Below are 24,709 nucleotides of genomic sequence, written 5' to 3'. Positions count from 1 at the left end.
GGTCCAGCCTAAAAGGCTCGACCGATCTATTCGGTCCCGGTTCACTTCTCGGCCATGGGGGCCAGAGAAACCATCCGCACCGCTGTCCAGAACGTCGTACCGCCGGCCGGGCTGACCCGCGCGCTGGCCGTGCAGGCCATGGTCTACGCCGTCGGCAGCGGCCTGTTCCACGCTGGCAGCGCCGTCTTCTTCACCCGGGCGCTGGGGCTCAGCGCCGCCCAGGTCGGGCTGGGCCTGTCCATCTCGGCGGGGGTGTCACTGCTGGGCACGGTGCCGCTGGGCGGGCTCACCGACCGGTACGGACCGCAGCGGGTCTGGGTGGTCGGGCTGGTGCTGGACGCGGCGCTCTTCGCGTCGTACCCGTTCGTGGGCGGCTTCGCCGGTTTCCTCGCCGTGGTGGTGGCGCTGGCGGCGGTGGATGCGTCGACAGGCGTGGCCCGGCAGGTCTACTCGATCAACGCGCTCCCGCCGGCCGAACGGGTCACCGCGATGGCGTACCAGCGCTCGTCGTTGAACGTCGGCTTCGGGCTGGGCGCGGTGATCAGCGGTCTGGTGCTGGCCGTGGACACGATCGAGGCGTACCGGGCGATGGTCTGGTTCATCGCGACGGTCTTCCTGGTGACGGCCCTGTTCGTCCGGCGACTGCCCCGCCTGCCGCAGGTCGCCCGGCCGGAGGAGCCGATGAGCCGGCTCGCCGTGCTGCGGGACCGCCCGTTCATGACGGTGTCCCTGCTCTCCGGGTTGCTCACCGCGCACCAGACGCTCTACCTGACGGTGCTGCCGCTCTGGATCCTCACCCACACCGACGCCCCGAAGACGCTGATCGCCGCCTTGGTGCTGCTCAACACGGTCCTGATCGTGCTGCTCCAGGTACGCGTCAGCCGGGGCGCCGACACCGCTGCGGGCGCGGCGCGGGCCTCCCGCCGCGGTGGCCTGCTGATCGCCCTGTCCTGCCTGGTCCTGCCGATCTCCGGGGTCACCCGTGGCGCGCTCACCGTGGTGGTGCTGGTGGCCGGCGCGATCCTGCTGATCCTCGCCGAGCTGATCGACTCGGCGGGCGCCTGGGGGCTCATCGCCGCCCTGCCGCCGGCCGCCCAGCGCGGCGCGTACGTAGGGGCGTTCGAGCTCGGCAGACAGGTGCAGTACCTGATCGCCCCGGCCGGGTTGACCGCGCTTGCCGTCAGCACCGGCGGCTGGGGTTGGTTACCGACGGCAGCAATCTTCGTGCTGGTCGGAGTGGCGATCGTGCCCGCCGTGGCCTGGGCCGAACGGACGCCGCGGCTGGGTTCCCAGGCCCCGGAGCCGAGCATGACCCCGGTCCCATAGTCCGGACCAGCCTTTGCACCCCCCGTTCCATCACGTAGGGTGACCTGGTCATGTGGCGGGCGCTTCTCCTCCTTAGCCGCCGCGACGGGGCCTGACCGGCCGGCACCTCGTCGCGGAGTCGCATCGCGCCGTCCAGCACATCTGAGTTTCCTCTCGGCACCGCCGCGCACCGTCGCCCGGCACCTCGCCGACACCTTCCGATCTGCTGACGCCACATGTTCCAGGGAGCACTCTGAGATGGCTCAACCTGTCACCGACGCCGAGACCGATCCGATCGCCCGGCAGCGCCCCAGCCGGATGCCGTACCACCGCTACCAGCCCTACCGGGAGCAGTTCCGGATCGACCTGCCGGATCGCACCTGGCCCACCCGCACCGTCGAGGCCGCCCCGCGCTGGTGCGCGGTGGATCTCCGGGACGGCAACCAGGCGCTGATCGACCCGATGTCGCCCGAGCGCAAGCGGCGGATGTTCCAGCTGCTGGTCCAGATGGGCTACAAGGAGATCGAGGTCGGCTTCCCGTCGGCCAGCCAGACCGACTTCGACTTCGTCCGGCAGCTCATCGAGCAGGACATGATCCCGGACGACGTCACCATCCAGGTGCTCACCCAGTGCCGGGAGCACCTGATCGACCGGACGTTCGAGTCGCTGCGCGGCGCGAAGCGGGCCATCGTGCACTTCTACAACTCGACCTCCACCCTGCAGCGGCGGGTGGTCTTCGGTCTGGACAAGGACGGCATCGCCGACATCGCCACCACCGGTGCGCGGCTCTGCCAGAAGTACGCGGAGATCCACACCCCGGACACCGAGATCTTCTACGAGTACTCGCCGGAGTCGTACACGGGCACCGAGCTGGAGTACGCGCTGGAGGTCTGCTCCCGGGTGATCGACGTGATCGACCCGACGCCGGACCGGCCGCTGATCATCAACCTGCCGGCCACCGTCGAGATGGCCACCCCGAACGTGTACGCCGACTCGATCGAGTGGATGCACCGGCACCTGCCGCGCCGGGACAGCGTGGTGCTGAGCCTGCACCCGCACAACGACCGGGGCACCGGGGTGGCCGCCGCCGAGCTGGGCCTGCTGGCCGGCGCGGACCGGATCGAGGGCTGCCTGTTCGGCAACGGCGAGCGCACCGGCAACGTCGACCTGGTGACGCTGGGGCTCAACCTCTTCTCCCAGGGCATCGACCCGATGATCGACTTCTCGAACATCGACGAGATCCGCCGCGCCGTCGAGTACTGCAACCAACTCCCGGTGCACGAGCGCCACCCGTACGCGGGCGACCTGGTCTACACCGCCTTCTCCGGCTCCCACCAGGACGCCATCAAGAAGGGCTTCGACGCCCTCGCCGCCGACGCGAAGGCGGCCGGCGTGCCGATGGACGAGCACACCTGGGCGGTCCCGTACCTGCCGATCGACCCGAAGGACCTGGGCCGCACCTACGAGGCAGTCATCCGGGTCAACTCGCAGTCCGGCAAGGGCGGCGTCGCGTACATCATGAAGAGCGAGCACCAACTGGACCTGCCCCGCCGACTCCAGATCGAGTTCTCCGGGGTCGTGCAGCAGGTCACCGACCACGACGGCGGCGAGGTCGACCCGCGCGCCATGTGGGAGATCTTCGCGACGCACTACCTGCTCGACCACCAGCCCGACCCGGCGATCCGGTTCGGCGGCTACACGATCGGCACCACCGACGGCAAGGTCGAGATCGAGGCACAGGTCGGCGTGGGCGGCGAGCAACGGTCGCTCACCGCGGTCGGCAACGGCCCGATCGACGCGTACGTCAACGCGCTCGGTTCGGTCGGGGTGGGCGTCCGGGTGCTCGACTACCACGAGCACGCGCTGTCCTCCGGTGGGGACGCGCAGGCCGCCGCCTATGTGGAGTGCGAGGTGGACGGTCGGACGGTCTGGGGTGTCGGCACCGACGCGAACATCGTCACCGCGTCGATCAAGGCGGTCACCAGCGCCGTCAACCGCGCGCGCGGCTGACCTGGCTGAGGGAGGGCATCCGGTGCCCTCCCTCAGCCCCGGCGGGCCGGTGGCGTGGCGGCGGGCATCGAGTGGCAGGGCTGCGACGGCGGGGCCGCCCGGGGCGGTCGGTGCACCAGCACAAGGGCCAGCACCGCTCCGGCCAGCAGCAGCCCCGCACACCAGGCCAGCGCTCCCCGGAACGCGTCGGTCAGCTCGGTCTTCTGCTCGTACCCGCCGCCGGAGAGGCCGACCAGCAGCGGCAGCGCGGCCACCGCGAGCAGACCGCCCGCTCGGGACGCGGCGTTGTTGAAGCCGCTGGCCACCCCGGAGAACCGGTCCTGCACCGCCGCGAGCACCGACGCGGTCAGCGGCGCCACCACCAGGGTCAGCCCGAGGCCGAAGAGCAGCACCCCGGGCAGCACGTCGGTCCAGTACGACGCGCCCGGGCCGACGCCGCGCAGCAGCAGCAGACCGGCGGCGGCCACCACCGGCCCGACGGTCAGCGGCAGCCGGGGGCCGATCCGCGCCGACAGCGCGCCCGCCCGGGCCGACCCGATGAGCAGCAGCACCGTCATCGGCAGCAGCGAGATCCCGGTGCGGAAGGCCGACCACTCGACCACGTTCTGCAGGTAGACGGCGAAGAAGAAGGTGAAGCCGTTGAGCGCCGCGTAGACCACCACGGTGAAGATGTTCAGGACGGAGAAGAGCCGGCTGCCGAACAGCCCGGTGGGCAGCATCGCCGTGTCGCCGCGCCGCCGTTCCAGCAGGACGAAGGCCACCGCGGCCACCACCCCGACCAGCGCGGAGATCAGCACCGACGCCGAGGTGAAGCCCCGGGCGGGCGCGTCGATCAGGGCGTACGTGACGCCGGCGAGCGCCAGCGCGCCGAGCAGCGCCCCGGCCACGTCGAACCGGCGTCGGGTCCGGCCCGGCCCCTGCGTCCGGGAGGCGTTCTCGTCGCGACTCTCCGGCACCCAGCGGGCGGTGGCCAGCACCACCAGCACGGCGATCGGCAGGTTCAGGAAGAAGATCCACCGCCACGACAGCGCGTCGATCAGCCAGCCACCGAGGAACGGGCCCAGCGCGGTGGACACACCGGACAACCCGGCCCAGGCGCCGATCGCCTTCCCCCGGTCGTCCGGGTGGAAGCTGGCCTGGAGCACCGACAGGGAGCCGGGGGTGAGCAGCGCCCCGCCAGCGCCCTGGAGGAACCGGGCCCCGATCAGCCAACCGGTGCCCTGGGACAGCCCGCACAGCACCGAGGCCAGGGTGAACCACGCCACGCCGATCAGGAAGACCCGTCGTCGGCCGAAGCGGTCCCCGAGCGCCCCACCGAGCAGCACGAACGCCGCCAGCATCAGCAGGTACCCGTTCACGGTCCACTGGAGATCGGCCACGTTGGCCCCGAGATCCTGGCCGAGTTTCGGCAGCGCCACGTTGACGACGGTGCTGTCGAGGAAGACCATGCCGGAGGCGAGCACCGCGGCGAGCAGCGTCCCCCGGCCGGCGGCGGTGCCCATCCGCAGAGCGGGCGACGGTACGGCTGTGGTCATCTCACCAATCTGCCTTGCACGATGTGGGAGACGCCACGAAACGCCGAAACCATGCCCGGGTACTGTGCGCAATCGCCGGGAGCCCGCAAGCTGGAGAGGTGTCGTCTGTGCGTACCAGATCAGGACCGCGCGCGGCGGTGACCGCGCTCGTCGCGGCGCTGGCGCTCGGCGTAGCCGGTTGCGTCCCTCCGGACGAGACCGGAACGCCGCCACCACCGACGGACGGCGGCAACGCGGCGCAGCAGCTGGGCCAGCTGACCGTCGCCAACGCCGGCTCGATGAAGGGCTACAGCCGCGACCGCTTTCCGCACTGGCGGAACACGGGTAAGAACTGCGACGTGCGGGACAGCATCCTGCAACGCGACGGCAAGGACGTGAAGCTGTCCGGCTGCAACGTCGTCGGCGGTCGCTGGGAGAGCGCGTACGACGGTCGCAGCGCCACCGATCCCTCCGACGTGGACATCGACCACATGGTGCCGTTGGCCAACGCGTGGCGCTCGGGCGCCGACGAGTGGGACGACGCGAAGCGCGGCGACTTCGCCAACGACACGACCCGACCGCAGCTCCTCGCGGTTTCCGCGTCCTCCAATCGGGCAAAGGGTGACCAGGACCCGTCCCAGTGGAAACCGGCGAACCGGTCGTACTGGTGCCAATACGCCAAAGACTGGGTGGCGGTCAAGCACCACTGGCGGCTGACGGTGACCAGTGCCGAGAAGGCCGCCCTGACCGACATGCTGGAGGGCTGCTGATGAGCGAGGGAGCCGTGACAGGCGGCGAGGCGAAGGGTGACACAGGCCCGGCCGCGGCGGGCATGACGGCGGATGGCAGCGCCGAACCCTCGGCCGCCGTGCCGGGGGCCGGCATGGTCGCCGATTCCGACGGCGCCGGTGGCCCGCAGAGCCGCACGGCCGACATCGTGCCCGGTCCGGGCGGGGTGATGACCGACGAGGTCGGGGTGGTCACCGGCGAGCTGACCCTGCGCACCGAGTACGCCGACGGCAAGGTCACGCTGCGGGTGCAGTACAAGGACGCGGACGAGTGGTACGCGGTGACCGGCGGCTCGGTGCCGCTCGCCGACCCGGCGGGGCTGGACGCGGTGCACGCCGTGGCGGTGGCCCTGCTGCACCGCCCGGAGGGCTGACGCCACACCCGGGCACCGTCGACCCGTGAGACCGGGGGCCGTCCTGTGGCAGGACGGCCCCCGGTCTCGTCACGGCGTCGGGATCACCTCACTGCGGCATCACGGCGCCGGATCACCGCACTGTGTCGTCACGGCGTCGGGATCAACTCACCCGGCGGGTCGAGCGGGCCGGTGCCCTCGGCCGGGCGCACCAGCTCCACCTCGACCTCGTGTGGCCGGATCCGGCCGGCGGCGATGTCCTCGGCGAAGTGGCAGGCCACCCGGTGCCCGCCGACCACGTCGCGCAGCGCCGGCCGCTCGCTGGCGCAGCGGGTCGGCTGCGCCCACGGGCACCGGGTGTGGAACCGGCAGCCCGACGGCGGGTTGGTGGGCGAGGGTAGGTCGCCGGCGAGCAGGATGCGCTCCCGACGGTCCTCGACGACCGGGTCGGGCACCGGCACCGCGGACATCAGCGCCCGGGTGTACGGGTGCATCGGCTCGCGGTAGAGGTCGTCGCTGGACGCCTCCTCCACCAGACCACCCAGGTACATGACGCCCACCGTGTCGGCGATGTGCCGGACCACCGCCAGGTCGTGCGCGATGATCAGGTACGTCAGGCCGCGCTCGTTCTGCAGGTCCTCGAGCAGGTTGAGCACCTGCGCCTGGATCGACACGTCCAGTGCGGAGACCGGCTCGTCGGCGACGATCAGGTCCGGGTTGAGCACCAGGGCCCGGGCGATGCCGATTCGCTGGCGCTGGCCACCGGAGAACTCGTGCGGGTACTTGCTGAGAGCCGACGCGGGCAGGCCCACCGCCTCCAGCGTCTCGCGCAACCGCCGGTTCGTCTCGGCCTTGTCGCCGGCCAGCCCGTGCGCCTTCAGGCCCTCCACGAGCAGCGACTCCACCGACTGTCGAGGGTCGAGGCTGGAGAGCGGATCCTGGAAGATCATCTGCATGCGGCGGCGGGCGTGCCGCATCGCCTCGCCCTTGAGGGAGCGGACGTCGGTGCCGTCGAAGACGATCTCGCCGTCGGTGGGCTCGACGAGCCGGAGCAGGCCACGGCCCAGCGTCGACTTGCCGCAGCCCGACTCGCCGACCAGGCCGTACGTCTCGCCCTTGCGGATGCTCAGCGACACGCCGTCGACGGCGTAGACGTAGCCGATGGTCCGGTCGAAGAGCAGGCCGCTCTTGATCGGAAAGTGGACCTTGACGTCGCGCAGCTCGATCAGCGGGGTGGTCTCTTCGGTCATCGGGCCGCCACCTCCTCGGAGACGGGGTTGTTGCAGCGCAGGTCGCCGCCGGTGGCGGTGGGTTCGAGCGGCGGAGGCCCCTCCAGGCAGGCGTCCACGACGTTGTCGCACCGGGGGGCGAACGCGCACCCCTCGGTCCACGGGATGTTGTCGGAGACCGACCCGCGGATGGCGTGCAGCCGCTCACCGCGCGGTGAGTCCAGCCGCGGCACCGAGTTGAGCAACCCGTGGGTGTACGGGTGCCGGGCGTGCGCGAACAGCTCGTGCCGTCGGGCCCGCTCCACGACCTTGCCGCCGTAGAGCACGTTGACTGTGTCACAGAGCCCGGCCACCACGCCCAGGTCGTGCGTGATCATCACGAGCGCGGTGCCGGTCTCGTCGACCAACTGCTTGAGCAGGGTGAGGATCTGCGCCTGGATGGTCACGTCGAGCGCGGTGGTCGGCTCGTCGGCGATCAGCAGCCGAGGCTTGCAGGCCAGTGCGATGGCGATCAGCGCGCGCTGGCGCATGCCGCCGGAGATCTGGTGCGGGTACTCGCTGAGTCGCCGTTGCGGGTCGGGAATCCCGACGGCGTCGAGCAGGTCGCGTGCTTCCCGCAGCGCCTGCTTGCGGTCCCGGCCCTGGTGGCGTTCCAGCACCTCGGCCACCTGGACGCCGATCGGGATGACCGGGTTCAGCGACGACAACGGGTCCTGGAAGATCATGCTGATCTCCCGGCCGCGCCGGTCCCGCATGTCGTCCGGTCGCAGCTTCAGCAGGTCGGTGCCCTCGAAGAGCACCTCCCCGGTGACCTTGTTGCCCCGCTTGGGCAGCAGGCCCATGATGGCCAGGCTGGTCACGCTCTTGCCGCAGCCGGACTCACCGACCAGGCCGACGGTCTGCCCCGGCTCCACGGTGAAGCTGACCTTGTCGACGGCGGTGAAGGGCCGCTCGCCCCGCCGCTGGAACACGACGCTCAGGTCACGGACGTCGAGCAGGCTCATCGGGTCACTTCCTCTCGCCGGCTCACGCCGGCCGTGCTGATTGCGCGCACCGCGGTCACCGCCGGTTCTTCGGGTCGATCGCCTCGCGCATCGCCTCACCCAGCAGGGTGAAGCCGAGCGCGACCACGATGATCGCGAGCGCCGGGTAGTACGCCAGCTCCGGACGGACCTCGAAGTAGCGCTGACCGTCCACGCCGAGCATCAGGCCCCACTCGGCCCGGTTGATGTCCGGGTCGCCGAGGCCCAGGAACGAGAGCGCCGCGGCGTCCAGGATGGCCACCGCGAAGGTCAGGGTGGCCTGCACGATCACGGCGGTCAGTGAGTTGGGCAGCATGTGCCGCAGCACGATGTTGCGCTCCTTGACGCCGAGCGCGCGGGCGGCGAGCACGTGGTCGCTCTCCCGCTGGGCAAGCATCGAGCCGCGCAGCAGTCGGGCGAAGATCGGCACGTTGACGATGGCCACCGCGAAGATGACCGTCCACTGGCTCGATCGGCTGGCCATCGCGACCAGGGTGATCGCGAGCAGCAGGCTCGGCAGGGCCAGCATCACGTCGGTGAGTCGCATCAGGACGACGTCGACCCAACCGCCGAAGGCGCCGGCGACCGCGCCGATCAGCACACCGAGAGCCAGACCGATGAGGGTGGCGAGCACGCCCACGAACAGCGTCTGCCGCGCCCCGTAGATCATCCGGGTCAGGAAGTCCCGGCCGAGCGGGTCGGAGCCGAGCGGGAAGTCACCGCTGGCGCCCGGGATGCTGTCCACGGTGAGGTTCTTCGTGAGCTCCTCGAAGCGCTGCACCGGGTCGTGCGGCGCGATGAGCGGGGCGAAGATCGCCACCAGGACGAACAGTCCGACGATGCTGGCGCCGACGATGGCGACCGGGTTGCGCCGCAGCCGGCGCACGGCGTCGCGGACGAGGCTGATGCCGCCCCGGTCGGACGCGCTGGCGCGGGCCAACTCGTCCAGTCGTGCCTTCTTGCGGTCGCCGAGCACGCCGATGCTGCGTTCGCTCATGCCGGGGCGGGGCTTGTCGTCCCCGCTGCGGGGCGTCGGCGCTCCGGCCTGGGTGATGGGGTCACTCATCGCACACGCACCCTGGGGTCGATGAAGGCGTAGGAGAGGTCGACCAGCAGGTTGACCACCACGAAGACCAGCGCCGCGAGCAGGATGATCGCCTGGAGCACCGGGTAGTCCCGGCCGCCGCTGATCGAGTCAGTGATCAGCGTGCCGATGCCACCCCAGTTGTAGACCTTCTCGGTGAGCACCGCGCCGGAGAGGAGCGCGCCGGTCTGCAGGCCGATGGTGGTGACCACCGGGAGCAGCGCGTTGCGCAGGATGTGCCGGCCGCGGATGGTGCGGTGCCGCAGGCCCTTGGCCTCGGCGGTCCGCACGTAGTCCTCGTTGAGGACGTCGAGCACGCTGGCCCGGGTGATCCGCACGATCACCGCCAGCGGGATGGTGGCGAGCGTGATCGCCGGCAGGATCAGGTGCCACAGCGCGTCCGCGCTGGCGTCGAACTCCCGGGTGAGCAGGCCGTCGAGCACGAAGAAGCCGGTGACGTGGGTGTTGTCCAGACCCGTGGTGAGCCGTCCGGACGGCGGGAACCAGTGGATGTTCTGGGTGAAGACGTCCTTGAGCAGATAGCCCAGGAAGAAGATCGGGATGGAGATGCCGAGCAGGGTGCCGGCGATGGTGAGGTTGTCCAGCGATCGTCCGCGCCAGCGAGCGGCGAGGTAGCCGAGCGGCACCCCGAGTCCGACCGCGATGATCATCGCGGCGAGGGCCAGTTCGATGGTGGCCGGGAAGGCGCGGCTGATGACCTCGGTGACCGGGTCACCGGTCCGGATCGAGTTGCCGAAGTCGCCGGTGACGACTCGCTGCATAAACTTGCCGTACTGCACCAGGATCGGCTGGTCGTAGCCGAGCGCCTTGGTCAGCAGCACGCGGCGCTCGGGCGTGGCCCGCTCGCCGAGCAGCGCCTCGACCGGGCCACCGGGCAGGTTCCGCAGCCAGATGAAGATCAGCGCCGACAGCGCTATGAGGGTCACCACCAGCTGCAACAGGCGGCGGACTATGACTCGCAACATCTCTCACACACCAGACTCTCGATGAATCGCGGATCGGCCCGGGCCGGGAGGAACCCCGGACCCGGGCCGATCACGCCTACGGCCTCAGCCGAGGGACGTCACTTGCTGACGCTGACCGTGTTGAATCGCTCGTCGGTCAACGGGCTGGCCACCATGCCCTTGACGTCCTTGGTGACGACGATGGCCGGCGGGGCGTGCCAGAGCGGCACGGCCGGCAGCCACTTGGCGGCGATGTCCCGGTTGACCTGCTCCCAGGCCGCCTTCTTGCCGGCGTCGTCGACAGTGCCGTCGGCCTTGGTGATCGCGTCGAACATCTCGGTCATCGACTGGTCGCCGAACTCGACCTTGGCCCGGCCGAAGAACGTGCCGACGAAGTTGCCCGGGTCGTTGTAGTCACCGGTCCAGCCGAGGATGTGCAGGTCCTGCTTGCCGAACTGCTGCACGTCGTCCTTGAAGCCACCGTTCCACGGGCGAGGCACACCGTTGACCTTGATGCCCACGGCCTGGAGGTCGTTGGCGAGGACGGTGAAGATCTCCTGCGGGTTCGGCATGTACGGCCGGGAGACGTCCGGCGGGTAGTAGAAGTTCAGCGTCAGACCCTCGGCGCCGGCCTCCTTGAGGAGCTGCTTGGCCTTGTCCGGGTTGTACTCGTACTTCTGCACGTCCGGGGCGTAGCCGAGCACGGTGTCCGGCATGAACTCGTCGGCGACCTTGGCGCCACCCGGGCCCTTGGTCTGCACCAGCTGCTGGCGGTTGAGCGCGTAGGCGATCGCCTGGCGCACCCGCAGGTCCTTGAGCTTCGGGTTCTTCTGGTTGAGGCCCAGGTAGAGGACGTTGAACGCCGGGCGGTTGATGACCTGGAAGCCCTCGCCCTCCAGCGCCTTGCGGTCGGCCGGGGCCGGGAAGTCGATGCCCTGGACGGTGCCGGCGCGGAGCTCCTGCTTGCGGGTGCTCTCGTCCTTGATGACCTTGATGATCACCTTGTCGACCTTGGCCTTGTCACCCCAGTAGTCCGCGTTGCGGTTCAGGGTGATCTCGTTCTTGGCCTTGTCCCAGCCACCGAAGGTGAACGGGCCGGTGCCGACCGGGTTGGTGGTGGCGAACGCGCTGTACTCGAACGAGTCGCCGTTCTGCTTCACCGTGTTGGCGTCGTACTTCTTCAGCGCCTCGGGGCTGGCGATCGAGAGCGAGGTCAGCGCGAACGCACCCGGGAAGGCGCCCTTGTACTGGTTGAGGGTGACGACTGCGGTGCCGCCGTCCTTCGCCTCGCACTTGTTGTAGATCGGCTTGCCGGCGTCCGGGCTCTCGTTGTTGGCGAAGCCCCCGAAGACGTCCATGTAGTAGATCATCTGGGACTGGGCGGCAGCGCCCTTCATGTTGTACCAACGGTCGAAGTTGAAGCAGACCGCCGCGGCGTCGAACGGGGTGCCGTCGTGGAACTTCACACCCTGGCGGAGCTTGAACGTCCAGACCTTGCCGTCGGGGTCGTGCTCCCAGCTCTCGGCCAGGCCGCCCTGCAGCTCCGCGGTGCCCGGCTTGTGGCTCACCAGGGTGTCGAACATCTGCCGGACCGGCCGGAACGACTCACCGTCATCGTTGAAGATCGGATCGAAGTTCTTCGGGTCACCGGCACCCGCGAAGATGAAGGTGCCGCCAGTCTTGGCCTCGCCACTGTCGCCGTCGCGCTCGCTCTTCGCGCAGCCGGCCGCGCCGACCGCCAGAGCGGCTACGGCCGCGATGGCCATGGCCGTTTTAAGCCTTCTCGCCTGCATCTCTCACCTCTGTCATGCGCATGACCACGCCGAGCTGTGGCTCGGTCCGTGTGCGGGAGGCTATGACATGTAACACCGGAAGCGGAACGGCCGTCAGGCAATCGCTACCAAGCCGACACCTTGCGCGGACGTCTGACAGTCGACGGCACGGCGAATACATAGAGCGACACATAACCCGACGCCACGAAGCCGGCCGTCGACGCCGGGTGTCGACGACTCGGGGCGCGTCAGGAGGGCGACGGCCAGGCCACGGGTGGTGGGCAGTCGGCCAGCCGCTCGACGGCCGAACCCGCCGCAGCGGTACCCAGGTCGTGGAAGGTCACGCGGTGGCAGGCGGTCACGTTGCTCGCTCCGAACAACGTGCCGACAGGGGCGGAACCGTACACGGCCACCACCAGGCCGGAAGTCCGGCGAACCTCCCGAACCTCGACCCGGGCACCCTCCGCGACCACCGCCAACCGTTCGTCGGTCGGCGCCGGGTCGCCGGTGGCGACCACCGCGGCGGCGTACGCCTGGGCGTCACGGGTCACGGCGGCTTCGGCCCCGGCCTCCTCCGCGCGGGTGTCCGCGGCCAGTCGCCGGCTCCCCACCTCGATCGCCACGATGACGCCCGCGATCACCAGGGCCAGCACGACCACCAGCACCGCCGGAGCCCAGGACCGCTGGGCCGGCCGCCGCGTCGCCACACGCCACCTCCCCGAGGTACGCCGGTGGGCCCGCGCTCGTCGCACGGACCCACCGGATCACCTCAGTTGTATCGGCCGCCGACAGCCCTGACGGCGTACGGGATCAGACGGCTCGGCGGCCCTCGAAGGCCCGGCCCAGGGTGATCTCGTCGGCGTACTCCAGATCGCCGCCGACGGGCAGCCCACTGGCCAGCCGGGTCACCGCGATCCCCATCGGCTTCACCATCAGCGCCAGATAGGTGGCGGTCGCCTCGCCCTCCGTGTTCGGATCGGTGGCCAGGATCAACTCCCGCACCGCACCACCACCGAGCCGGATCAGCAGCTCCCGGATGCGCAGATTGTCCGGGCCGATCCCCTCCAGCGGATTGATCGCGCCGCCGAGCACGTGGTAGCGACCGCGGAACTCACCGGTCCGCTCGATGGCCACCACGTCCTTGGGTTCCTCCACCACGCACAGCACCTCGTCGGTGCGGCGCTGATCGCGGCAGATCCGGCACTGCTCGGACTCGGCCACGTTGTAACAGGTCGTGCAGAAGCGCACCAGCTCCTTGACCTTGCGCAGCGCGCCGGCCAGCCGGTTGACGTCGGCCGGGTCGGCCGACAGGACGTGGAACGCGATCCGCTGGGCGCTCTTCGGGCCCACGCCCGGCAGTCGTCCCAGCTCGTCGATCAGATCCTGGATGGCGCCTTCGTACATCTGCCGGCTCAGAAACCGGGCAGGCCGAGGCCGCCCATGCCGCCGGCGACCGGACCCATCTTGCGCTCGGTCAACTCGCGCGCGGCCTCGGCGGCGTTGTGCACGGCCGCGACCACCAGGTCTTCGAGGGTTTCCACGTCGTCCGGGTCGACGGCCTTCGGGTCGATCTTGATGGCCTTCAGGTCACCGGAGCCGGAGACGGTCGCGGTGACCAGCCCTCCGCCGGCCGTGCCGGTCAGCTCGGCCTCGGCCAGCTCGGCCTGGGCGGCGGCGATCTGCTGCTGCATCTTCTGCGCCTGCTTCAGCATCTGCTGCATGTTCGGCTGTCCACCTGGGCGCACGGATGGCTCCTTCTCGCACTCGTCTGCTCGGCCGCCGACCAGCCTAACCGCTGGGACCGACCCCGCCCCGCCCGGTGCGTCCGCCCACGCCGGGCCATGCCGGCTCCTCCACGCGGACCGGGGATGACCCGGTTCACAGCCGTCGACGAGCCGCCCGCCCGAACGACCTGCGAGGTATGGCTGGCACCACCCCGAACCGGCCATCTGGGGGTAGTGCGTCGGCACCCACCGCGCTGGTCTGCTCGACAGCATGAACCTCAACCCCGCGGGCCGGGTCGGCGCACTGTGCTGGGTGATCGCCGCACCGGTCTTCCTCGTCGCCAGCCTGGTCGCCGGCCTGCGCTGGCGCGGGCCGGCCTACAGCTGGGCCAGCCACAACATCAGCGACCTCGGCAACGTCCACTGCGGCATCTGGGACACCACCCGACCCCGGTACGTCTGCTCCCCCTGGCACCCGTTGATGAACGCCGCGACACTGGCCACGGCCGTGCTGCTCGCCGCCGGGCTCCTGCTGACCTGGCGGTTGCTCGGTCGCGGCGCGGTGGTGCGCTCCGCGCAGACGCTGCTGTTGCTGGCAGCCGGCGGGTACGCCCTGGCGGCCCGCTACCCGGCCGACGTCGACGAGAACCTGCACGTCCTCGGCGCATTCCTGATCATGGGACTGGGCAACGTCGGGCTGCTCCTCGCCGGCTTCGCGCCGCACACCACGGTGCTCGGCCGGTGGCGAGCGCTCACCCTTGCCGCCGGGTTGACCGCGCTTGCGGGGACCGTGCTGTTCTTCGCCCAGCAGGGTTTCGGGATCGGAGTGGGCGGTATGGAACGCGTAGCAGTGCTGCCCTTCCCCGTGTGGGCCTGCTGCCTGGGCGCCCTGCTCGCCGAAACCCCGCCCGGCCCCGTCGCTCAGGAGGCCGCGGTGTCGGCCGAGAGCCACACCACTTCATGATCGACGGGGCAGGGCGTCAGCGGGCGTCCACCTCGTCGATCTTCTCGGCGCCGAAGGTCTCCCGGAGCAGCCGTACCGCCTGCTCCTCGCTCGACTCCCGGGCGGTCTTCTCGTCGATGACCTCGTCCAACGGTTCGTCGCCCGGGTCGAACCCCTCGTAGGTCGGTACCGCCGCCGGTGCCGCGCCACCCGGGCGCCTACCGCGCTGCGGGCCGTCGAAGTCCGGGTCGTAAGGCGGTTCGCCCGCCCATTCGGCGTCCGCGACGGGCCGGGCCGCCGATGCGGTACGCGCGCCGCGCCCCGCCGCCGCCGCTCGTGCGGCGGCGATGGCGCTGCTCACCGGTGCGCCACCGGCTGCCGCCGGCTGCCGGGCCGCCGGCGTCGGGTTGGCCGCCCGTGCGTCCGGCTGACCGGTCACGGCGCCGGAGCCGCCGGAGCCGCCACCGTTCGCCCCCGGGCCGGCACCGTTCGCCGCGCCGTTCGATCTGGTGTGGGCCGCGTCGGCGCCGTTCACGCTGGTCGACACGGGTGCGGAGGAGCCGCCCGAGGCGGAGTCGCGGTCGTCCACGGCGGTACCGCCCGGCCGGGCGGCCTCCGGCCAGTCGTCGTCATCCGTCGCCTGGGCGGCGGGAGCATTGCCACCGGGGCGCGCAGCCTCCGGCCAGTCGTCCTCGTCGTCAGGTGTCGCAGCCGCCGGGGTGTTCGTCGAGCCAGCCGCGGCGGCCGTGTTCGTCGAGGCCGGAGACACGTTGGGCGATGTGTTCGTGGGGGCAGGTCGGACATCCGCCGAAGCAGGCGACGCGGCGGCAGCGGCCGGCGCGGCAACCGAGGCCGACGTCGGCGCAACCGCGGTCGGCGCGGCCTGGGTCGGCGCGGTCGGCTGCGCGGCAGAGGTCGGAGCGGTCGGGGTCGGCGCGAACGGCTGGGCGGCAGCGGCCGGCACGGCAGCGGCCGGCGCGGACGGCTGCGCGGCAGCGGTCGGAGCGGCCGAGGTCGGCGCGGTCGGTGCCGGCGCGGCAGCGGTCGGGCGGGGCGGCGCGGCCGGCTGGGAGCGCGGTGGGCCGGACAGCGACACGCCACCCCGCTCGCCGGCCACCTCGCAGCGGATCTGCCAGCGTCCGCCCAGCTCCTCGTAGAGCGCGTCGGTGAGCACCGCCGAGTGGTCGGCCATCATCTTGGCCAGCACGGTGGACTTCACCGTCAGCACCAGCATGTCGCCGTCGAGTTCCCGCACCACCGCGTCGCGCATGAGGGCGGCGATCCGCTTGTTGGTCCGGTTGACCTTGCCGACCACGTCGGGCCAGGCCCGGCGAACGGCCACCGCGTCCAGCGCGGCGGCCGGCGCACCGGGGCGAGGCGGCACGGGTGTCGCCGGGTCGGGCAGCACGGCCGACGGCGGCACCACGCGACGCGGGGCCGGCGAGACGGGTGCAGCGGCCGGATCAGTGGAGGTCGACGCGGCGACGGCCGACGCACCGGGCGAGGCCGGAATCGGTGAGTCGGCCCCCGAGGGCGCGTGCGCGGCCGGTACGCCGGGAACGCGAGCGCCCGAGCCCGCAGCACCCGAACCCACAACGCCCGAACCCACAACGCCCGAGCCCGCAGTGTCTGCGGCCCGCGCGCCCGGGGTCGGGGACGCGGTCGGGTCGACGTCCCACGGCGGTGCTGAGGTCGGGGCATTGGCGGGTGCCGGGGTGGCGGCAGCCGGGACCGGAGGGGCGTGCTGTGGGCGTACCCCTTGCTGGGCTGCTGACGCGGAACCGGCGGCGGCCGACGGCGCGTCGGTGCCGCCCAGGGTGAGCCGGCGTTCCATCCGTTCGAGGCGCTGGAGGAGGCCGCCAGCGGAGTCGTCCACGCCGGGCAGCAGCATCCGGGCGCAGATCAGCTCCAGCAGCAGGCGGGGCGCGGTGGTGCCGCGCATCTCCACCAGGCCGTCGTGCACGATGTCGGCGCAGCGGGAGAGCGTGGCCGGGCCGAGCTGGGACGCCTGGGCGGCCATCCGCTCGATCTGGTCGGCGGGGCCGTCGATGAGGCCCTTCGCGGCGGCGTCCGGCACCTGCTGGATCACGATCAGGTCGCGCAGCCGTTCCAGCAGGTCGGAGGCGAACCGGCGCGGGTCGTGCCCGGCCTCGGCGACCCGGTCGACGGTGGCGTACGCGGCGGCGCCGTCACCGGCGGCCAGCGCGTCGCACATCTCGTCGATCAACGCGGCGTCGGTGACCCCGAGCAGCGCGGCGGCGCGGGCGTAGCTGACGCCCTCCGGGCCGGCGCCGGCGATGAGTTGGTCGAGCACGGAGAGGCTGTCCCGGGCGCTGCCGCCACCGGCGCGAACCACCAGCGGGAAGACCGCCGGCTCGACGGCGACGCCCTCGGCCTGAGTGAGCTGCTCCAGGTACGGGCGGAGGATCTTCGGCGGGATCAGCCGGAACGGGTAGTGGTGGGTCCGCGACCGGATCGTGCCGAGGACCTTCTCCGGCTCGGTGGTGGCGAAGATGAACTTGACGTACTCCGGGGGCTCCTCGACGAGCTTGAGCAGGGCGTTGAAGCCCTGGGTCGAGACCATGTGCGCCTCGTCGATCACGTAGATCTTGAAGCGGCTGCTGGCTGGCGCGAAGAACGCGCGCTCGCGCAGCTCACGGGCGTCGTCGACACCACCGTGGCTGGCCGCGTCGATCTCGATCACGTCGATGGAGCCGGCGCCGTCGATGGCGAGCGAGCGGCACGACTCACACTTGCCGCACGGCTCGGGGGTGGGGCCCTGCTCGCAGTTGAGCGAGCGGGCCAGGATCCGGGCGCTGGACGTCTTGCCGCAGCCACGGGGGCCGGAGAAGAGGTAGGCGTGGTTGAGCCGGCCGCTGCGCAACGCCTGCGACAACGGCTCGGTGACGTGCTCCTGCCCGATGACCTCGGCGAAGGTACGTGGCCGGTACTTGCGGTAGAGCGCCAGCGTCACTCGTCCCGCCTCCTCTCGACCGAGCCATTCTGCGCCGGTCGGGCGCGGGTGACCACCCACCCCGCCGGGCAGCTTGGGTTACCCCGGGTTGCCGCGCTTGATCGACTCCATCTCGGCGACGTGGCGGTATCCACGGCCCAGAACAGCCCCACATCGGCGACCTGGAGTGGATCAAGGCCCCGGAGACAAAAAGGCCTCCCGTGCACCCGGCAGAGCTCGCTTATCCTTGCTGCCTTCCGGCCCTGGGGAGGTTCACGAGATACCGCCGCACGGGAGGTGACGCCAACCCTACCCGACGGCTCGTCGATCTTCAGGGGGTGGTGGGGTGGCCCGGCCGGCAAGGGCCTGTATCCTGGCTCGCGGAGGATTCGCCTAGAGGCCTAGGGCGCACGCTTGGAAAGCGTGTTGGGTTTACACCCTCACGAGTTCGAATCTCGTATCCTCCGCTCGCCTGAGCAGCAGAAACGCCCAGCAGACCGATAACAGGTCGGCTGGGCGTTCCTGCTGTGGTCTCATCGACGCCATGGCCGAGACCGCGTGGGAGTGGGACGAGACGTTGTACGCGGGCAGCGCGCACCACTACAGCGTGGGCCGGCTGCCCTATCCGCCCGAACTCGTCGACGCCATCCGTACGGCGCTCGACCTGGATGGCACCGGTCGCCTCCTGGACGTCGGGTGTGGCCCCGGGTCGTTGACGCTGCTGCTGGCGCCGCTGTTCGAGGCGGCGGTGGGGGTCGACCCCGACCGGGACATGCTCGCCGAGGCGCAGCGCAGAGCCGCCGAGTCGGGGGCCACCGCCGTCGAGTGGCGGCACCTGCGCGCCGAGGCTCTGCCGGCCGACCTGGGTACGTTCCGGGTGGCGACGTTCGCCCAGTCGTTCCACTGGATGGACCGGCCGTTGGTGGCCCGGCGAGTCCGCGACATGCTCGCGCCCGACGGGGCCTGGGTCCACGTCAGCGCCACCACTCATCAGGGCGTGACCGGAAACGACGACAGGTTGCCCTACCCGCGACCGCCCTGGCCGCAGATCACCGAGCTGGTCGCGCGCTACCTGGGGCCAATTCGCCGGGCCGGTCAGGGAGCACTGCCCTCCGGCACCCCCGGGGGCGAGGGGGAGATCATGCTGGCGGCGGGCTTCTCCGGTCCCACCCGACTGACTGTCGAGCAGGGGATGGTCGTAAAACGGTCGGTAGATGAGGTCGTCTCGGCGGTGTTCTCGCTGTCCAGTTCGGCACCGCACCTGTTCGGCGATCGGCGGCCCGCGTTCGAGGCCGACCTGCGCGAGCTGTTGACGGCGACGGCGCGGGACGGCCGCTTCGCCGAGCGACGACGCGACATCGACATCGTGATCTGGCGACCCTGACCGGCGGAGCGAGCTTTGCGGCCGCGTCTTCGAGGGCTGGCGCGGCTGGCCCGCGCGCCGAAACGACGAGATCTTGGACAGTTTCCGTTCGGAGCTAACGGAAATTGTCCAAGATCTGGAGCCAGACCGCCCGCCGGACCTCCCGTCGGCGGGCCGGCAGAGGTCCACGGCGGCGCGTACCGTGCCCAGACTCTCACCCCCGGGCGCGAGTCCAGGAGAAGAAGCGCTCGGTGAGCCGGGCCGGGTCGACGTCCCGGAGGTGTTCACCGGCCTCGGCCTGGAGCGTCGCCAGGTAGATGGTCAACGCCAGCCGGTCCTGCCGGTACTCCCCGAGCAGTCGCAGTTTCGCTGGCGAGCAGGGCCAGGCGATGCCGCACGCCTGACATCGCCAGGTGGGTCGGATCGGCAGGTGGTTCCGGTGGCGACGGCGGGGCAAGAGTCAGCCTCCTTCGCTGGTGGAGGGAGTCACCCCGCCTCCGCGTCGGGGCGACCCCGGACTGACGCCGACCGCCGGGTTGCTGCGCCTCCACCGGCCACGCCGTCTTCTGCAACCACCCTCGGGCGCGTCACCGGGCAGATACAGGGCGTAGCTATATGGTTCTCAGATATTCGAGACATCCGATGGAGGGGCCGTGAACGACGCGCTGCGGGTGGCACTGAACGACACCGGGCACACCACCGAATCGCTCGCCGAGACCGTCGGCGTCGACCCGAAGACCGTGGCGCGCTGGCTGACCGAGGGCCGCATCCCGCATCCTCGGCACCGGTTCGCGGCAGCGGAAGCCCTCCACAAGGACGTGTCGGACATCTGGCCGGACACTTCAAGACGTCGTGACCCCATCTGGTTTCGTCCGTGGCAGGAGATCGAGCGCGAGGCGGTGTCGCTGCGCTGGTTCGAATCGACGGTCCTGCCGGGGCTGCTCCAGACCGAGGCGTACGCCCGCGCGGTCCTCGGCGGCGCGGGTCTGATCCCGCCGAGCGAAATCGAGCGGCACCTCACCGTGCGGCTCAACCGGCAGGGCGTGCTGAAGCGGGACGACCCGCCTCAGTTCACGGCCGTCATCGACGAGGCGATCCTCCGCCGGCCAGTGGGCGGCCGGGCGACCATGCGCGAGCAACTGCTGGCCGTGGTCGCCGCCTGCGCGGAGCCGCACATCCGGGTGCACGTGGTGCCCAGCGCGGTCGGCGCGTACGCCGGCCTCAACGGGCCGTTCGTGATCGCGCACAGCCACGACCATCGGGTCGCCGGCTACCTGGACAACCAGCTTCAGGGACAAGTGGCTAGCGACCCCGACGACATCGCGGCCATGATGGCGGCATGGGAGAACGTGCGCGGCGAGGCGCTGTCGCACTGGCAGTCGGTCGATCTGATGACGGAAGTGGCGGAGACATGGAGCTGAACGGCGCCCGGTGGCGCAAGAGCAGCCGCAGCAGCGGCAACGGCGGCGCGTGTGTCGAGGTCGCCGACAACCTGCCCGGCGTGATCGGCGTACGGGATTCCAAGGACCCGAGCGGCCCGGCGCTCGCCTTCGCGCCGACGGCCTGGCGCGCGTTCGTCACCCAGCTCGCCCGCCGCGCCTGACGCCCGCAGAGGGCTCACCGCCGCAGATCTTGGACAGTTTCCGTTCGCGCCGAACGGAAACTGTCCAAGATCTGCGCGGCCGTCGCGGTGCCGCCGGAACGGGTCTGACCGCTTCGGATCACCGGCAACACCGGTACCGTTCCAGGGACCGGCGGCACCCGGAGAACCGTCGTACACATGTTCTATCCACAGGCTGTGGACGGCGGAGGGTTCGATGGGTTACCAGCTCAGCGCGGTGGTCGCGGACGTGGACCTGCTCCGCGAGCAGACCGCCGAGCTGGATCACGCGGTCCTCGGCGAGCTGCGGCAGGATTTCGCGCTGCTGCCGATCACCCCGCAGTTGGTGGTGGAGTTGACCGGTTCGCTGCCGGATTACGCGACCGACGACCGCAGCACCGCGCACCCGTTCGAGCTGGTGCTGTCGCCGGCGCTGGCCGACCTGCTGGCCCGCTGGTCGCGGTCGGGGCCGGTGGCGTACGTGGAGGCCGAGTTCGGCGGTGGCGTCGGCCACCAGTCGGCGGCGGTGTGGCTGGGCGGCGCCCTGTCCTGGGGTCCAAGCTTCGACGACGTCCTCGACGCGCCGCGCGAAAAGTGGCCGATCAACGCGGCGCTGGTTCAGCTCGGCGTCGAGCGGGGCGCGTGGATCGACCCGTTCGCCGAGGTGGGGTTGCATCTGGAGCGCAACACCGACGGCTGGCTGGCGCACGGCCGGCGGCGACTCAGCGCCGACTACTGGGACGAGCTGGTCGAACAGTGGGAAAACCAGTAATCCGGCGCTGGCCAGCAACCTGAGCGGCCCCGTCCCGTTGGGGGACTGGGGGATTCCATGAAATTGCGACAATTAGCGTTTATTGCCATGCTGCTGACTGCTGCCTCGATCGCGGGCAGCGGGACGCCACCACCCGGCCCGATGCCACCGCACCGGCCCGCCGGCAACGTCGAGATCATCGACCTGAACGGCCTGCGCAACATCGAGTTTGGCGACACCGAGGCCGAGCTGACCCGCCGGGGCGTCCTGCGTACCGACCAGGACGCCTGCGGGCCCGTGCTCACCGGCCACGACACGGTCAGCCCGGTCTTCATCGAGGACAGACTGGTGCTGCTGTGGGTCGGTGACCCGATGCGCACACCGGAGGGCATCACCGCCGGCTCGCCGATCGACGAGGTCTGGGCCCGCTACCCGTCCGTCACGCGGCTGCCCGCTCCACAGGGGACGCATCGGCTCGACGGACTGCTCGCCCGCAGCGGCGACCGCGCGTACCTGTTCCTGCACGACGGGCGCACGGTCCGAAAAACCATCGCCGGGTACGCCGACTGGGCCCGCCGCCTCTTCGACGAGGGCGCGGCCCCCTGCTGAACGACCCGCCCCGTCCGACCCGACAAGCCGATTGTCCGCGATCGACCATCGTGAAACTATCCCCTCGCTCGCGCAGATCGCGCGACACAACACGGGGGGACATCGTGCGTACAAACGCGTCCGATCCATGGTGGAGACACCTCGCAAGGTGGGCCGCCGTGGCGGCCCTGAGCCTCACGGGGGCGGGCCTGCTGGCCGGCCCCGCCACCGCCGCCCCGACGGCCCAGCCGTCGCCGCGACCGACACTGACGACCGAGCAACCGCCCGCCGTCACCGCACCCTCGAAGCCAGCACCCACGACTCCCGCCCCCGGCCGGGCCACCGCGGGTCCGACGACTGTCGTTGGCCTCTCGGCCGCCTGCGGCGGCCATCTCCCGCTGGGCCAGGTCAAGAACTGCGCGTCGATCGCCGGCGCCGCACAGCAGAAGTGGACGATCACCTCGACGGTTGACCAGGACACCCTGTTCATCCGGCTCCGCGAGGTCTCCGGTGACGGTGTCGGCGCACAGGTCAAGGGCGGCGATGGCACCACCATCTGCTACGTCGGTCCGTACCTCACCGAGTGCAAGCTCGGCGCTGCCGGCACCTACACGGTCACGGTGACGCTCGACTACGGGACCGGCAAGGGCGCCTATTCGCTGTCGGCCGAGTCGATGCGGACCCCGTCCACCTGCGTCAGCCTGCCCGCGAGCTTCTTCTCCTTCGCCTCCGCCGGTCGCAGCGGCACGCTGCCCGTCGGCCTTGCCGCCCGCTGCTTCACCTTCAAGCAGCCCACCGGCACGGTCCTGCACCTCGCCGACCCGGGCGGCGTCGAGGACATCCAGGGCAACATCCTGGACGCCCAGTTCCAGCCGGTCTGCTCGGTGCGCTACCCCACCGAGTGCACCCTCCGCGAGGCCGGACCGTACCGGCTGTTCCTGGAGGAGACCTACGGCAACAAGGCCCCCTACACCCTCAAGATGCCCCGGATCTCGCAGTCGGTCGGCTGCCCGGCGCTGCCGCTGACCGCGTTCGGAGACCCGGGCGCGGCGGTCGGGACCGGCACCGTGCCACCGAACCAGGGGATCGGCTGCCAGTCGCTGCGGGTCACCACTCCGGGCCGACTGATCGTCCGCTTGGACCAGTACGCGAACCAGTACCTCGACTGGCGGCTGTACGACGACGCCGGACAGGTGGTGTGCACGGAGTACGACTCCTCGCGGTCCTGCGCGGTACCGGCAGCCGGCGCCTACACGCTGGTGGCGCAGAACTGGAACTGGGAGCCGGTCACCTATCGGGTGGCGGCAGCCCGCCTCGACCAGACCGAAGGTTGCGCCGCCCCCACCGGACTCAACTGGGACCAGCCGGCCCTGACGGTGCACCAGACCTCGGCGGTGCAGACCAACTGCCAGCCGTTCCACGGCGAGGCCGGAGAGCGGGTCATGGTCTACCGGGCCCCGGACCGGTACAACGACGTCTCCTCCTCGATCGTCGACGAGCAGGGTGCGGTGCTGTGTACCGACTGGTCGGAGCAGGACGGGTGCGTACTGCCCTTTACCGGGACCTACCGCGTCGTCTCCTACCTGGCGAACTGGGACGCCGACAGCGTGGACCTCACGTACAAGGTCCAGGTCCGTCGACTCTCCGACGCGGTCGGTTGCCCGACCATCACCCCGGGCACGTACAACTCGGCACCGGCCGGCGCCCTCGGCGGCATCCGCTGCCGGACCCTGGACCTTCCCAGCGCAGGGGTGTACCGGGTCACGGCGGTGGACGGGGAGAACTACCGGTCGTACGCCACCGTCTACGACTCAGCCGGAATCAAGGTCTGCACCGACACCTGGTGCGAGGTCCCCGCGGCGGGGAAGTACACGATGGTCCTCAGCGGGGGCGTAACCGGCACGGTGATCGACACTGACTTCCGCTACGCCGTCGCGCTGCTGCCGTGGAAGCCGTCGGATTGCACGCCGGTGTCCGACACCGGCTGGCAGGACGCCCCGCACCGGGGCGGGTTCGACGCCGCTGGGCAGCACAACTGCCTCCAGCTGCCCAGTCCGGCGGGGGCCCACGTCGCCGAGCTGCTGGCCGGGGACGTGACGGCCGCGACCTCACCGGAGATCAGCGTGCTGAACGCCGCCGGCGAGCAGGTGTGCGACTACTCCTCGCTGCGTCAGTACAGCTGTGAGCTGACCGGCGAGGCACCCTTCTCCGTGCTGCTCACCGCGGATGAGGGATCCCCCACCAGCTCGTACGCCGTGGGCTTCGCCCGGACCGACGGGCCGCCGGCCTGCCCGGTCCTGCCGGGGGACGCGGCCGGCGCAACGGTGAACACCGGAGCGGACCACTTCGCGGTCTGTTACACAGTACCGGCCGACCAGCGCGCCAGCCGGGAGAGCTTCACGTGGACGCGTACCGCCGGCTCCGGTGACGCCCGCATGTCGGTCTTCGACAGCCAGGGCATCCGGTACTGCGGCCCCGGCAGCTCGGCCGTCGAACGGACGATCACCTGCACCCTGCCCGCCGGTCCGGTGACGGTGATCCTGGAGACGGATGCCGTCGATGCCTCGTACCGCTTGACCCACCGGGACGGCACCGCCCCAACTGCGTGACGGGCGGCGGGCCGGCCCTCCACCACATTGGAGGGCTGGCCCGCCGGTCGGCAATCGACCTCAACGTCGACAGCCTCTTCGAGTTCGGGCTGCAACGGCTCCTCGACGGGGTGGCGGTGCTCGTCCGACCGTGACC

The 24,709-nt window shown here is 71.0% G+C and carries 23 protein-coding genes, 1 tRNA gene and 1 other RNA gene; 13 read left to right on the top strand and 12 right to left on the bottom strand.

The features are described 5' to 3' along the window. Positions 1-54: 54 nt before the first annotated feature. Positions 55-1,326 carry an MFS transporter gene (locus ABZU53_RS09165; RefSeq protein WP_355064865.1) on the top strand — a complete coding sequence of 424 codons (1,272 nt, stop codon included), beginning with the start codon at positions 55-57 and terminating at the stop codon, positions 1,324-1,326. A gap of 237 nt (positions 1,327-1,563) precedes the next feature. Further along, positions 1,564-3,315 carry a 2-isopropylmalate synthase gene (gene leuA / locus ABZU53_RS09160; protein WP_355064863.1) on the top strand — a complete coding sequence of 584 codons (1,752 nt, stop codon included), beginning with the start codon at positions 1,564-1,566 and terminating at the stop codon, positions 3,313-3,315. Between the two features lie 32 nt (positions 3,316-3,347). On the opposite strand, the gene ABZU53_RS09155 is transcribed toward leuA, so the two are convergent. Continuing rightward, a complete protein-coding gene (locus ABZU53_RS09155) occupies positions 3,348-4,850 on the bottom strand; it encodes an MFS transporter (RefSeq protein ID WP_355064861.1) in 1,503 nt (500 codons plus the stop codon). A gap of 107 nt (positions 4,851-4,957) precedes the next feature. On the opposite strand from ABZU53_RS09155, the gene ABZU53_RS09150 reads away from it, so the two are divergent. Beyond that, positions 4,958-5,599: an HNH endonuclease family protein gene (locus tag ABZU53_RS09150; RefSeq protein ID WP_355064859.1), complete on the top strand. Its 642-nt coding sequence runs from the start codon at positions 4,958-4,960 to the stop codon at positions 5,597-5,599. Further along, the gene (locus ABZU53_RS09145; protein ID WP_355064857.1) at positions 5,599-5,991 is read left to right on the top strand and encodes a hypothetical protein; all 393 of its coding nucleotides are present in this window, start codon (positions 5,599-5,601) and stop codon (positions 5,989-5,991) included. Before ABZU53_RS09150 ends, ABZU53_RS09145 begins: the two co-directional genes overlap by 1 nt. Positions 5,992-6,119: 128 nt before the next feature. On the opposite strand, the gene ABZU53_RS09140 is transcribed toward ABZU53_RS09145, so the two are convergent. From ABZU53_RS09140 to ABZU53_RS09105, 8 genes are all read right to left on the bottom strand, one after another. Beyond that, a complete protein-coding gene (locus tag ABZU53_RS09140) occupies positions 6,120-7,220 on the bottom strand; it encodes an oligopeptide/dipeptide ABC transporter ATP-binding protein (protein WP_354856455.1) in 1,101 nt (366 codons plus the stop codon). Next, entirely contained in the window at positions 7,217-8,203 is a 987-nt protein-coding gene (locus tag ABZU53_RS09135; RefSeq protein ID WP_355064855.1) for an ABC transporter ATP-binding protein, read from the bottom strand. The genes ABZU53_RS09140 and ABZU53_RS09135 overlap by 4 nt, the downstream gene beginning before the upstream one ends. 55 nt (positions 8,204-8,258) lie before the next feature. Then, positions 8,259-9,218: an ABC transporter permease gene (locus ABZU53_RS09130; protein ID WP_354856549.1), complete on the bottom strand. Its 960-nt coding sequence runs from the start codon at positions 9,216-9,218 to the stop codon at positions 8,259-8,261. A gap of 65 nt (positions 9,219-9,283) precedes the next feature. Next, positions 9,284-10,291, bottom strand: a complete 1,008-nt coding sequence (locus ABZU53_RS09125; protein WP_354856450.1) for an ABC transporter permease — start codon at positions 10,289-10,291, stop codon at positions 9,284-9,286. Between the two features lie 98 nt (positions 10,292-10,389). Continuing rightward, entirely contained in the window at positions 10,390-12,063 is a 1,674-nt protein-coding gene (locus ABZU53_RS09120) for an ABC transporter substrate-binding protein (RefSeq protein WP_355064853.1), read from the bottom strand. Between the two features lie 227 nt (positions 12,064-12,290). Continuing rightward, positions 12,291-12,749 (bottom strand): hypothetical protein, encoded by a 459-nt coding sequence (locus ABZU53_RS09115; protein ID WP_355064851.1) that lies wholly within the window; start codon positions 12,747-12,749, stop codon positions 12,291-12,293. Between the two features lie 103 nt (positions 12,750-12,852). Beyond that, the gene (gene recR / locus ABZU53_RS09110; RefSeq protein ID WP_355064849.1) at positions 12,853-13,446 is read right to left on the bottom strand and encodes a recombination mediator RecR; all 594 of its coding nucleotides are present in this window, start codon (positions 13,444-13,446) and stop codon (positions 12,853-12,855) included. 8 nt (positions 13,447-13,454) lie between these two features. Further along, the gene (locus ABZU53_RS09105) at positions 13,455-13,763 is read right to left on the bottom strand and encodes a YbaB/EbfC family nucleoid-associated protein (protein ID WP_220090758.1); all 309 of its coding nucleotides are present in this window, start codon (positions 13,761-13,763) and stop codon (positions 13,455-13,457) included. Positions 13,764-14,037: 274 nt separating this feature from the next. Between ABZU53_RS09105 and ABZU53_RS09100 the strand changes: the two genes are divergently transcribed. Next, positions 14,038-14,730 carry a DUF998 domain-containing protein gene (locus ABZU53_RS09100; protein ID WP_355064847.1) on the top strand — a complete coding sequence of 231 codons (693 nt, stop codon included), beginning with the start codon at positions 14,038-14,040 and terminating at the stop codon, positions 14,728-14,730. 16 nt (positions 14,731-14,746) lie between these two features. Here the strand turns inward: ABZU53_RS09100 and ABZU53_RS09095 are convergent, their stop codons facing one another. After that, the gene (locus ABZU53_RS09095; protein ID WP_355064845.1) at positions 14,747-17,683 is read right to left on the bottom strand and encodes a DNA polymerase III subunit gamma and tau; all 2,937 of its coding nucleotides are present in this window, start codon (positions 17,681-17,683) and stop codon (positions 14,747-14,749) included. Positions 17,684-17,872: 189 nt separating this feature from the next. Continuing rightward, positions 17,873-17,962: signal recognition particle sRNA small type (ffs, locus tag ABZU53_RS09090), an RNA gene on the bottom strand. Positions 17,963-18,044: 82 nt separating this feature from the next. Between ffs and ABZU53_RS09085 the strand changes: the two genes are divergently transcribed. Both ABZU53_RS09085 and ABZU53_RS09080 read left to right on the top strand, forming a co-directional pair. Continuing rightward, positions 18,045-18,129, top strand: a tRNA-Ser gene (locus tag ABZU53_RS09085). A 77-nt stretch (positions 18,130-18,206) separates the two neighbouring features. Beyond that, on the top strand, positions 18,207-19,046 hold the full coding sequence (locus ABZU53_RS09080) for a class I SAM-dependent methyltransferase (RefSeq protein ID WP_355064843.1): 840 nt from the start codon (positions 18,207-18,209) through the stop codon (positions 19,044-19,046). Positions 19,047-19,239: 193 nt separating this feature from the next. Here ABZU53_RS09080 and ABZU53_RS09075 read toward each other — a convergent pair whose 3' ends face one another. After that, the gene (locus tag ABZU53_RS09075) at positions 19,240-19,482 is read right to left on the bottom strand and encodes a flavin reductase (protein ID WP_354856438.1); all 243 of its coding nucleotides are present in this window, start codon (positions 19,480-19,482) and stop codon (positions 19,240-19,242) included. 196 nt (positions 19,483-19,678) lie between these two features. Here ABZU53_RS09075 and ABZU53_RS09070 point away from each other — a divergent pair, with 196 nt between their 5' ends. The 6 genes from ABZU53_RS09070 to ABZU53_RS09045 all read left to right on the top strand — a co-directional run bounded on the left by ABZU53_RS09070 (position 19,679) and on the right by ABZU53_RS09045 (position 24,707). Continuing rightward, entirely contained in the window at positions 19,679-20,446 is a 768-nt protein-coding gene (locus ABZU53_RS09070; RefSeq protein WP_355064841.1) for a helix-turn-helix transcriptional regulator, read from the top strand. Beyond that, a complete protein-coding gene (locus tag ABZU53_RS09065; protein WP_355064839.1) occupies positions 20,437-20,628 on the top strand; it encodes a DUF397 domain-containing protein in 192 nt (63 codons plus the stop codon). The genes ABZU53_RS09070 and ABZU53_RS09065 overlap by 10 nt, the downstream gene beginning before the upstream one ends. A gap of 214 nt (positions 20,629-20,842) precedes the next feature. Beyond that, the gene (locus tag ABZU53_RS09060; protein ID WP_355064838.1) at positions 20,843-21,397 is read left to right on the top strand and encodes a hypothetical protein; all 555 of its coding nucleotides are present in this window, start codon (positions 20,843-20,845) and stop codon (positions 21,395-21,397) included. 93 nt (positions 21,398-21,490) lie between these two features. Further along, positions 21,491-21,985 carry a hypothetical protein gene (locus tag ABZU53_RS09055; RefSeq protein ID WP_355065027.1) on the top strand — a complete coding sequence of 165 codons (495 nt, stop codon included), beginning with the start codon at positions 21,491-21,493 and terminating at the stop codon, positions 21,983-21,985. A gap of 158 nt (positions 21,986-22,143) precedes the next feature. Further along, complete coding sequence (locus ABZU53_RS09050) at positions 22,144-24,573, top strand: hypothetical protein (RefSeq protein WP_355064836.1); 2,430 nt, start codon at positions 22,144-22,146, stop codon at positions 24,571-24,573. Then, a complete protein-coding gene (locus tag ABZU53_RS09045; RefSeq protein WP_355064834.1) occupies positions 24,570-24,707 on the top strand; it encodes a hypothetical protein in 138 nt (45 codons plus the stop codon). The genes ABZU53_RS09050 and ABZU53_RS09045 overlap by 4 nt, the downstream gene beginning before the upstream one ends. Positions 24,708-24,709 lie beyond the last annotated feature (2 nt).

Source organism: Micromonospora sp. NPDC005194 (assembly GCF_040608335.1).
In the GTDB taxonomy this organism is placed as follows: Bacteria; Actinomycetota; Actinomycetes; order Mycobacteriales; family Micromonosporaceae; genus Micromonospora.
The sequence above is the reverse complement of the archived record's forward strand: the minus strand, read 5'-3'. Positions and strand labels throughout refer to the sequence as shown.